The sequence below is a fragment of the Nocardiopsis protaetiae genome, assembly GCF_045446735.1.
GTDB classification, from domain to species: Bacteria; Actinomycetota; Actinomycetes; order Streptosporangiales; family Streptosporangiaceae; genus Nocardiopsis; species Nocardiopsis protaetiae.
The window spans coordinates 1-9,178 of record NZ_JBJJBV010000265.1 but is presented as its reverse complement, the minus strand read 5'-3'; the positions used below and the strand labels follow the sequence as shown (position 1 = coordinate 9,178).

7 protein-coding genes are annotated in these 9,178 nt (G+C 74.7%); 3 read left to right on the top strand and 4 right to left on the bottom strand.

Annotation, left to right across the window (positions count from 1 at the left end; translation table 11 throughout):
- Window positions 1–95: 95 nt before the first annotated feature.
- Complete coding sequence (locus tag ACJOT3_RS28525) at window positions 96–1,058, top strand: S1C family serine protease (RefSeq protein ID WP_406976215.1); 963 nt, start codon at window positions 96–98, stop codon at window positions 1,056–1,058.
- A 74-nt stretch (window positions 1,059–1,132) separates the two neighbouring features.
- Here ACJOT3_RS28525 and ACJOT3_RS28520 read toward each other — a convergent pair whose 3' ends face one another.
- Window positions 1,133–2,083, bottom strand: a complete 951-nt coding sequence (locus ACJOT3_RS28520) for a D-alanine--D-alanine ligase family protein (RefSeq protein WP_406976217.1) — start codon at window positions 2,081–2,083, stop codon at window positions 1,133–1,135.
- Between the two features lie 48 nt (window positions 2,084–2,131).
- Window positions 2,132–3,364 (bottom strand): aminotransferase-like domain-containing protein, encoded by a 1,233-nt coding sequence (locus tag ACJOT3_RS28515; protein WP_406976216.1) that lies wholly within the window; start codon window positions 3,362–3,364, stop codon window positions 2,132–2,134.
- A gap of 537 nt (window positions 3,365–3,901) precedes the next feature.
- On the opposite strand from ACJOT3_RS28515, the gene ACJOT3_RS28510 reads away from it, so the two are divergent.
- Window positions 3,902–4,429, top strand: a complete 528-nt coding sequence (locus ACJOT3_RS28510; protein ID WP_406976214.1) for a hypothetical protein — start codon at window positions 3,902–3,904, stop codon at window positions 4,427–4,429.
- A gap of 280 nt (window positions 4,430–4,709) precedes the next feature.
- Here the strand turns inward: ACJOT3_RS28510 and ACJOT3_RS28505 are convergent, their stop codons facing one another.
- Together ACJOT3_RS28505 and ACJOT3_RS28500 are read right to left on the bottom strand one after the other, a co-directional pair.
- Complete coding sequence (locus ACJOT3_RS28505; protein WP_406976213.1) at window positions 4,710–6,029, bottom strand: GAF domain-containing protein; 1,320 nt, start codon at window positions 6,027–6,029, stop codon at window positions 4,710–4,712.
- Between the two features lie 411 nt (window positions 6,030–6,440).
- The gene (locus ACJOT3_RS28500; RefSeq protein WP_406976212.1) at window positions 6,441–7,958 is read right to left on the bottom strand and encodes a PucR family transcriptional regulator ligand-binding domain-containing protein; all 1,518 of its coding nucleotides are present in this window, start codon (window positions 7,956–7,958) and stop codon (window positions 6,441–6,443) included.
- A gap of 259 nt (window positions 7,959–8,217) precedes the next feature.
- On the opposite strand from ACJOT3_RS28500, the gene speB reads away from it, so the two are divergent.
- Complete coding sequence (speB, locus tag ACJOT3_RS28495) at window positions 8,218–9,171, top strand: agmatinase (RefSeq protein WP_406976211.1); 954 nt, start codon at window positions 8,218–8,220, stop codon at window positions 9,169–9,171.
- The last annotated feature ends 7 nt before the right edge of the window (window positions 9,172–9,178 follow it).

Genomic DNA, 9,178 nt, shown 5'->3' with positions numbered 1-9,178 from the left:
CGTTCCACCGGCCCCGCTTTCCACCGGCCCGGGCGTTCGCCCTGGGCGCAAGGGTTCGGGGGCATCAGCGGGGGCGGGCCGGTGTTGAGGTCGTCATGGACGCTGAGAAGAACACAGCGCGGACACCGGACCAGGACATCCTCGACTCCTACAGTTCCACCGTCACGACCGTCGCCGAGACGGTCCTGCCCAGCGTCGCCGCCCTGACCCTGCGCGGCCCCCGCGGCTCCGGAGCGGGCTCGGGCGTGGTCTTCACGCCCGACGGGCTCCTGCTCACCAGTGCGCACGTCGTCGACGGCACCGACCGGGGCCGGGCCGAGTTCGGCGACGGCTCCGAGACCGCGTTCACCGTGGTCGGCGCCGATCCCCTCTCGGACCTGGCGGTGCTGCGCACCGAGCGCGACATCGCCCCGCCCGTGACCCTGGGCGACGCCGACACCCTGGCCGTGGGCCGCCTGGTGGTGGCCGTCGGCAACCCGTTCGGGCTGTCGGGCTCGGTCACCGCCGGGATCATCTCGGGGCTGGGCCGCTCGCTGCCCGCCCGGGAGGGGCGGCACGTGCGGCTCATCGACGACGTCATCCAGACCGATGCCGCCCTGAACCCGGGCAACTCCGGGGGCGCGCTGGCCGACTCCCGGGGCCGGGTGGTGGGCGTCAACACCGCCGTCGCCGGCTACGGGCTGGGCCTGGCGGTGCCGATCAACTCCACCACCCGCGGCATCATCGCCGACCTGGTCTCCCGGGGCCGGGTGCGGCGCGCCTGGCTGGGGGTGGCCGGGGTCCCGGCCCCGCTGCCGCCGGAGGTGGCCGAACGCACCGGCCGCAAGCGCGGCCTGCGCGTGGTGGAGGTGGTGCCGGGCAGCCCCGCCGGGGTCGCCGGGATCCACCTGGGCGACGTGGTCCTGCACGCCGCCGGGCACCCGATCCGGGACGGCCAGGGGTTGCAGAAGCTGATGCTGGGGACGGCGATCGGTGCGCGCATGCCCATCACCGTGCTGCGCAAGGGCGCGCTGGTGGACGTGGTGGCGGTTCCCGAGGAGCTGGCCCGGGCCCGCTGAGCCGGGCCCGCCGAACCGACAGAACACACAAAGGGGGCCCGCCGTAACGGCGGGCCCCCTTTCACGTGCGCGGGTCAGCCGCGCAGCAGCGCCTGGTGGGCCAGCTCCCGGCACAGGACCGCGAAGTCCAGTCCGGCGGCCGCCGCGGCCATCGGGAAGGTGGAGGTCTCGGTCAGCCCGGGGGCGACGTTGGTCTCCAGGAAGACGACCTCGCCGCCGTCGGTGACGATGAGGTCGGTGCGGGACAGGTCCCGCAGCCCCAGGGCGCGGTGCGCGGTCAGCGCCACCTCGCGGGCCGCCGCCAGGGTCTCCTCCGGCAGCCGGGCCGGGCAGAAGAACTCGGTGCGGCCCGCGGTGTAGCGGGCTGCGTAGTCGTACACCCCGCCGTCGGGCACGATCTCCACCGGCGGCAGCGCGGTGGGCCCGTCGCCGGTGTCGAGCACGGCCACCGCCAGCTCGGTGCCCTGCACCTGCTCCTCGACCAGGGCCGAGTCGCTGTAGGCGAAGCACGACACCAGGGCGGCGGACAGGTCCTGCACCCCGGTGACGGGGGTGGCGCCGAACGCCGACCCGCCGCGGTCGGGCTTGACGAACAGCGGCGAGCCCAGCCGGTCGGCCAGCTTGGCCAGCAGCGCCGGGGCGCCCAGGTCGTGAAAGGCGGACTTGGGCAGGACGACGCCGCGCGGCACCCGCACCCCGCGGGCGGCCATGAGGGCCTTGGCGACGGGCTTGGCGTAGGCCAGGCGGCAGGCGGCGGGGTCGGCCCCCACGTAGGGGACGCCGACCAGGTCCAGGACCTCGCGGATGGTGCCGTCCTCGCCCGCCGACCCGTGCAGCACGGGGAAGACCACCTGGGGCGGGTCGTCGGTGAGGCGGTCCAGCAGGGTGGCGTCGACGTCGGCGACCTGGACCTCCACGTCCAGCCGGCGCAGCGATTCGGCGACGCTGCGCCCGGAGTGGACGCTCACCTCGTGTTCGGGGGACAGGCCCCCGGCGAGAACGAGAACGCGGTCAAGGTCGGCCACGGCGCGGACCTCCTTCTGTGCTGTCATGGTGCTCGGTGCCCCTCGGGGTCAGGGCGTGTCGGGGGCGGGTGCCTGGTCGCCCTCGGTGGGTGGGACGAGGGTGCTGCCGAACGTATCACGCAGGTCCAGCTCGCCCTCGATGGCTCCGACCAGGCGCCGGACGCCCTCGCGGATCTGCTCCGGGGTGGGGTAGCAGAAGCTCAGCCGCATGCTCTGGCGGCCGCGGCCGTCGGCGTAGAACCCGGTGCCGGGCACGTAGGCGACGCGTTCGGTGACGGCGCGGGGCAGCATGGCCTTGGCGTCGATGCCCTCGGGCAGGGTGGCCCAGACGAAGAACCCGCCCTCGGGGCGCGTCCAGGTGCAGCCGTCGGGCATCATCGCGGTCAGCGCGGAGAGCATGGCGTCGCGGCGTTCGCTGTACATGCCGTTGAACGCCTTGATCTGCTCCTTCCACGGGAACTTGCGGAAGTAGCGACGCACCACCAGCTGGTTGAAGGTGGAGTGGCTGAGCATCGCCGACTCGGCGGCCAGGACCAGCTTGGCGCGGACCGCGGCCGGGGCCAGGGCCCAGCCGATGCGCAGGCCCGGGGAGAGGGTCTTGGAGAGCGAGCCGAGGTAGACGACGTTGCCCTCGCTCTGGGAGTACAGGGTGGGCCGGGGCTCGCCGTCGTAGCGCAGCAGGCCGTAGGGGTTGTCCTCGACGATGAGCACGCCGTGGCGGTCGCAGGCCTCGACGACGGCGGCGCGCCGCTCGGCGCTCATGGTGATGCCGGCCGGGTTCTGGAAGTTGGGGATCGTGTAGAAGAACTTGACCGGCCGCCCGTCGAGCTCGGCGCGGACCAGCGCCTCCTCCAGCTCCGCGGGGATCACGCCCTGCTCGTCCATGCCCACGTGGCGGATGTCGGCCTGGAACGCGGCGAAGGTGTTGATGGCGGTGACGTAGGTGGGGGCCTCGGTGAGGACGACGTCGCCGGGGTCGACGAAGACCCGGGTGATGAGGTCCAGGGCCTGCTGGGAGCCGACGGTGACGATGACGTCGTCGGGGGCGGCGGTGATGCCTTCGAGCTTCATGTACTCGCAGAGCTGCTCGCGCAGGACGGGGTCGCCCTGGGCGGAGCCGTACTGGAGGGCGGCCGCACCCTCTTCGGCGACGACGTCCTTGACCAGTTCGCCCAGCGGCTCCAGCGGCAGGGCGGCGACGTTGGGCATGCCTCCGGCGAGGGAGACGACCTCGGGGCGCGATGCGACGGCGAAGAGTGCCCGGACCTCCGATGCGACCATGCCCTGGGCCCGGCGTGCGTAGCGGCCGATGTGCGGGTCGATGCGCGAGCCCTGACGATCGGGCTGGCGGGGGTCAGTGGACACGATCCACCTCCGTTGGGAAGGACGGTCGGGCGAGCCGGTGCGGTGGCGCCGCCGGGATCATCGTTGGTCCTGGTTACGACGCCCGCAATGGGCCCGTGGTTCACACGGGTCGTCCGTGGCGGCCGGGCCGGGGGCGACGCCGATGCGACGGTCGGGTCGGGTGAGCCGTGTGCGAACACGGTTCGGTAAATGCACCGAGTGTAACCCAGTGCACCGCCGCGACCCCCACCGGGCAAGGGATTGGTGCTGTTCATCACGCTTTCCCCTTTCGCCCGAATGGTCGCCATTGTTCTTCGGGGGGTACCCGCCCGACCCCCGCGACGCGCACGGCGATGACCGGATCTTGGACGATATTTCACTCTCGGTGACCGTGTCGGAACAGGGCCGCCGGCCGCCGCTCGGCGACGGTGGGGGCGGGTCCACCGCGGCGGTGGGCCGGGAGGGGGAAGTGTCATGGGAGTCCGCTCGACCGGGGCCCGCGCGCCGCTGGCCCTCCTGCTGGCGGGCGCGGCCTGGGCCGTCGTCTCGTGCTCGCCCGCGACGGAGGCCGACCCCGCCGCGGTGGAGCTGCAACGGACGGCGGAGGCCCTGTCGGTGACGGTGCTGCGCCCGGGGGCCGAGCGCGCCTTCGCCCGCGAGGGCCACCCCCTGGAAGGTGCCCTGGAGTGCGGCACCACCCCGCCCGCCGACGCCTCCCCGTCCCGGGAGGCCGAGGCCGACCTCGGCGACACGACCGTCGTGCACTGCACCGGCACCACCGAGGCGGGTGCGCAGGCGCGGTTCGAGGGCGAGCTGTCCCGGGAGGCGCTGATCGCCCGCCCGGCGGGCGACGACGGGCTGCCGGGGACCTTCGTGGGCACCGTGGACGGCGACGAGGTGTTCCGGATGGACTGCCTGCAGTGCGCCCCGGCCGCGGAGGACACGGGCGACCAGGAGGCGGGCGGGCAGAAGGGGGCCTCCCCGGCCCGCGACAAGGACTGAGGGCCCGGAAACGTCGGGGGCGGCGTCCCGGAGAGACCGTACCGGGACGCCGCCGATGCGCGGACGGCCCGGGGACTCCCCCGAGGTCCCGGACCCACCTCCGGTCTGTGGACGCGCCCGCCGCGACTCTCCGACCCCCCTCAAGGTCGCAGAAGCGGCGGGCGCCGGTACCGCTCCCGGTGACGGCGGCCGTCGCGCCCTCTCTTGCCCGACGACCGCCCCGGCAGGGGCCGCGCACACCCCATGAAACGCGTTCGGGAGCCCTCCCGCAACGGTTGCACTAGGTTGCGACCTCGATACCCAGGGGAATCGTGCGGTCACTCGATCCCACCCGGGACCGCAACTCGCGCACACCGGGAGAATCCGTCCCTGGCAGCAGGTCCTCGGGGTACTCGGGCAGCACGACGCGCACCACCACGTCCTCGCTGAACCGGTAGGGGCGGCTCTCCACGATGCCGCCCAGGTGGCGGCGGAGCCGGGACAGCTCGGCCCGGACCGTCACCACGTGCCCGACCGCCCCGAACACGTCGTGGGACAGCTCGGCCGCGGTACGCCCGGAGCGGTGCACCGCCAGCAACAGCAGCAGCTCCGCGTGGCGCGGGGTGGGCCGGTGCGCCCAGCTGCCGCTGGGACCCTCGACCTTGACCCCCGGGGCGGGCCCGGACAGGTCCAGGGTGACGGTCGAGGGCGCCGCGCACTCGGCGGGCCGGGGCCGGATGAGCCAGCCGCCCGGCAGCGGCTCCAGGGAGCACTCCCCCAGGGCGGGCAGCCAGGCGGTGCCGCTCTCGCGGTGGGTGGGCAGCAGCACCCGGCGGACGGGCTCCATGTTGACGGCGGCGGCGGTCCACCCGCTGTCGTCGACCACCAGGGCCCGCTCCCGCATCCCGGCCAGCAGCGGCGCCGACACCGCCCGCAGCCGCTCCAGGTGGGTGTGGTGGATGCCCTGGAGATGCGCCTCGGCCAGCTGGGCGACGGCGCTGACCAGGGCCAGCGTGGAGGGGTGGATGGTGGAGACCGGGCCGGTGACGTCGACGGCGCCCAGCAGCCGCCCGTCGCGCGGGTCGTGGATGGGTGCGCAGGCGCAGGTGAGGGCGTGCAGGTTGCGCACGTAGTGCTCGGCCGAGTACACCTGCACCGGCCGGCCAACCACCAGGGCGGTGCCGATGGCGTTGGTCCCGGTGCTGCCCTCGTTCCAGTAGGCGCCCTCGACGAGGCCGACCCGGTCGCCGATGGTGCGGATGCGGTGCGAGCCGTCCCTCCACAGGACCTGGCCGGAGGCGTCGGTGACCAGCATGATGTGGTCGGCCTCGTCGGCCACCGACACCAGGGACCGCCGGATGAGCGGCAGGACCTCGGCGATGGGGGACTCCTCCCGGCGGCGGTGCAGCTCGTCGGGGGAGACCAGGCGCGGCGGCGGCCCGGCGTCGGGGTCGATGCCGAACCTGCGCATGCGGTTCCAGGAGTCCTCGATGACCGGTCGCAGGCGGAACGGGACCGGCCGCCCGTTCAGGGAGGCATCGTGCGTCCGGCGCAGCAGGAGGGCGTGTTCGCGGGGGTCGACCCCTGCGGGCAGGGCCGTGTCCAACTGGGGAAACGACATGGGGCTCCCTGGCCTCGTGTTCACGGTTGCGTCCATCCAGTGTCCTGCTTCGGATTCGGCGTCGGTGAGCGAACCGCGACAGACGCGTGTTTCGGAGGCCGATGGCGCCTTCCACCTCCGTTTTCTGCGAGGGGTGTCGCGGGGTGGCCCTTCAGCTTCCACCATCGCGGTGGTCGGGAACAGCCGATGTGCAAGGGATACCGTGCAATTGGCCGATAACGGCCACGAGGGGTTGACGGAACCGGACCGCCGACGATCCCATCACCGCAGGTCAGAACGTCCTGGTGGCGTTCCGGGCCGATTCGGGCGGGTATCGGCACCGGCCGTTCGCACGTGCACCACGGCTCCGGGGGCGCGCAGCAGCGGCCTCTTCCGGTCCGCCGGTACCCGGTCCACCACGGAAACCACAGCTCAGGCACCGGGCAGGCGGGTGAGGGCGAACCACAGCCGCATCCGCTGCTCGGGGTCGCCCAGGTCCACGCCGAGTTCGCGTTCGATCCGGCCGATCCGGTAGCGGACGCTGTTGCGGTGCACGCCCAGGTCGGCGGCGGCCCGGTCCCAGCCGCCGTGCCGGGTCAGCCAGGCGCGCAGGGTGCGGCGCAGCGTCCGGGCGGTGTCGTCCTCCCCCGCCAGCGGGCCCAGCACCCGACGGGCGAGGGCGTCGGCCGCGGCCGGGTCCAGCAGCTCCGCGAAGGGGTCGGTGTCCTCCTCCCACAGCAGCGGTGCGCCCGCGGCGCGGGCGCGGGCCAGCAGGGCGGCCGCGCGGCGGTCGGCCCCGGGCAGGTCCCCGGGCGGCACCGGGTCGCCGATCGCCCCGGTCCACCCGTGCAGGGCGAGGTCGTCCAGGTCGGCCCGGTGGGCGTCCGGTCCCCGGTCGGCCAGGACGGCGCGCAGGGTTTCGGCGGGTCCGGCCCCGTCCGGCAGGGCTCCCACGACGGCGGTGGGCAGCGGTGGCGGCGCGAGCGGACCGGAGCCCGCCCCGGCCGGGGCGGCGCGCAGCACCCGGTAGCGGGTCGCCCGCGGGTCCCCGGCCAGGTCGGCCAGCAGGGGCGCGGCCGCCGCGCCGGGGTCGCCGTCCAGCAGCAGCGCGGCGATCAGCGCCCCGGGCACCGGGGGCGGCGCGGGTGCGGTGCGGGCGACCAGGTCCAGCAGGGCGGTGGCGGTGCGCAGCACGGCGCGGTCGGTGACGCCCAGCGGCGCGGGGCGCCCCACCAGCAGCACCCCGTGCTCGCGGGGCGGGGTGCCGACGGTGTGCCAGAACACCTCCTCGCCCGCCAGCCGGGTCTTGGCACTGCGCGGCCCGGCCGGCGCGGTCAGGCGGCCCAGCAGTTCGGCGGCCTCGGGGCCGGGGTCGGCCGGGGCCCCGGGAGCGGTGTGCGCCACCGTCCCGTCGGACCCCAGGACCAGCGCCCAGGCGCCCAGGGCGGCGGCCAGCACCCTCAGGATGCGTTCGGCGGGGTCGGGGGCGGAGACGGCGCGGGCCATGTCGCGGTGGGCCTCGCCCAGGCGGCGCAGGTCGCGCAGCCGCACCTCCTCCAGGGCCTCGGCGACGGCCCGGCCCACGGCGGCGAAGGGGGTGGGGCGGGGCACCTCGAACAGGGGCAGCCCCTGGCGGTGGCACTGCTCCACCAGGGCGGCCGGGACCACGTCGTGGACCGGGGTGACGCCGAACCCGAGGGCGGCCACCCCGGTCTCCACCAGGGACGCCACGTAGGCGCGCACCCCCGCGGTGTCCGCGGGCAGGCCGCTGCCCGCGGTCAGCAGCAGCTCCCCGCCGCGCAGGTAGGGGGTGGGGTCGGCCAGTTCGCTGGACACCGCCCAGGACACCGCCGGGTCCCCCGCCGCCACGACCGGGCGCAGGTCCAGATCGCGACGGGCCAGCACGGTGCCCAGCGCGATGCCGTGGACCTCCTCGCGTTCCTCGTCCACCCGCTCCCCTCCCGTGTCGCCGTGCCGGTCGCCGTGCCGCCGTGTTTCCGCCGGATGATCCGCGGCGGCGCCGACGGCGGCCCTTGTGGATACTCCGACCAGGAGAACACACCCGATTGTGCGTTTCGTCCACTGGAGCGGCCCTGACTTCCCGCCTACCCTGACCGGAGCGCGTGTGACCTGCGCCAACGTCGTCGCCGGTCACACCCCGAACCCGCCGCGCCGAGCGCGCCGACCACGAGAGGGACACCACCGCCCGATGAGCGCACCGATCGGACCCACCGACTCCAGCCTCGTACCGCGTTTCGCCGGACCGGCGACGTTCGCGCGCCTGCCCCGCATCGACCAGGTCGAGCGGGCCGACATCGCCGTGGTCGGCGTCCCCTTCGACTCCGGTGTCTCCTACCGTCCCGGCGCCCGGTTCGGCCCCTCCGCGATCCGCGAGGCCAGCCGCCTGCTGCGCCCCTACCACCCGGGCCTGGACGTCTCCCCGTTCGCCACCGCCCAGGTGGTCGACGGCGGCGACATCGCGGTCAACCCGTTCTCCATCGGCGACGCCGTGGAGACCATCGACGAGGCCGCCTCGCGGTTCGTCCAGGCCGGCACCCGCCTGGTCACCCTGGGCGGCGACCACACCATCGCGCTGCCGCTGCTGCGCTCGCTGTACCGCGAGCACGGCCCCATCGCGATGCTGCACTTCGACGCCCACCTGGACACCTGGGACACCTACTTCGGCGAGCCCTACACCCACGGCACCCCGTTCCGCCGGGCCGTGGAGGAGGGCATCCTCGACACCGAGGCGATCAGCCACGTGGGCACCCGGGGTCCGCTGTACGGCAAGAAGGACCTGGAGGACGACCGCCGCTTCGGCTTCGGGATCGTCACCTCCGCCGACGTCATGCGCAAGGGCGTGGACGAGATCGCCGACGCGCTGCGCCGGCGCATCGGTGACCGCCCGCTGTACGTGTCGGTGGACATCGACGTGCTGGACCCGGCGCACGCGCCCGGCACCGGCACCCCCGAGGCGGGCGGGCTGACCAGCCGCGAGCTGCTGGAGATCCTGCGCGGACTGTCGGACTGCAACCTGGTGGGCGCCGACGTGGTGGAGGTCGCCCCGGCCTACGACCACGCGCAGATCACCTCGACGGCGGCCTCGCACGTCGCCTACGACCTGGTCAGCGTGCTCGCGCTGAACCACGCCCGCAAGGGCTAGGTCCCCG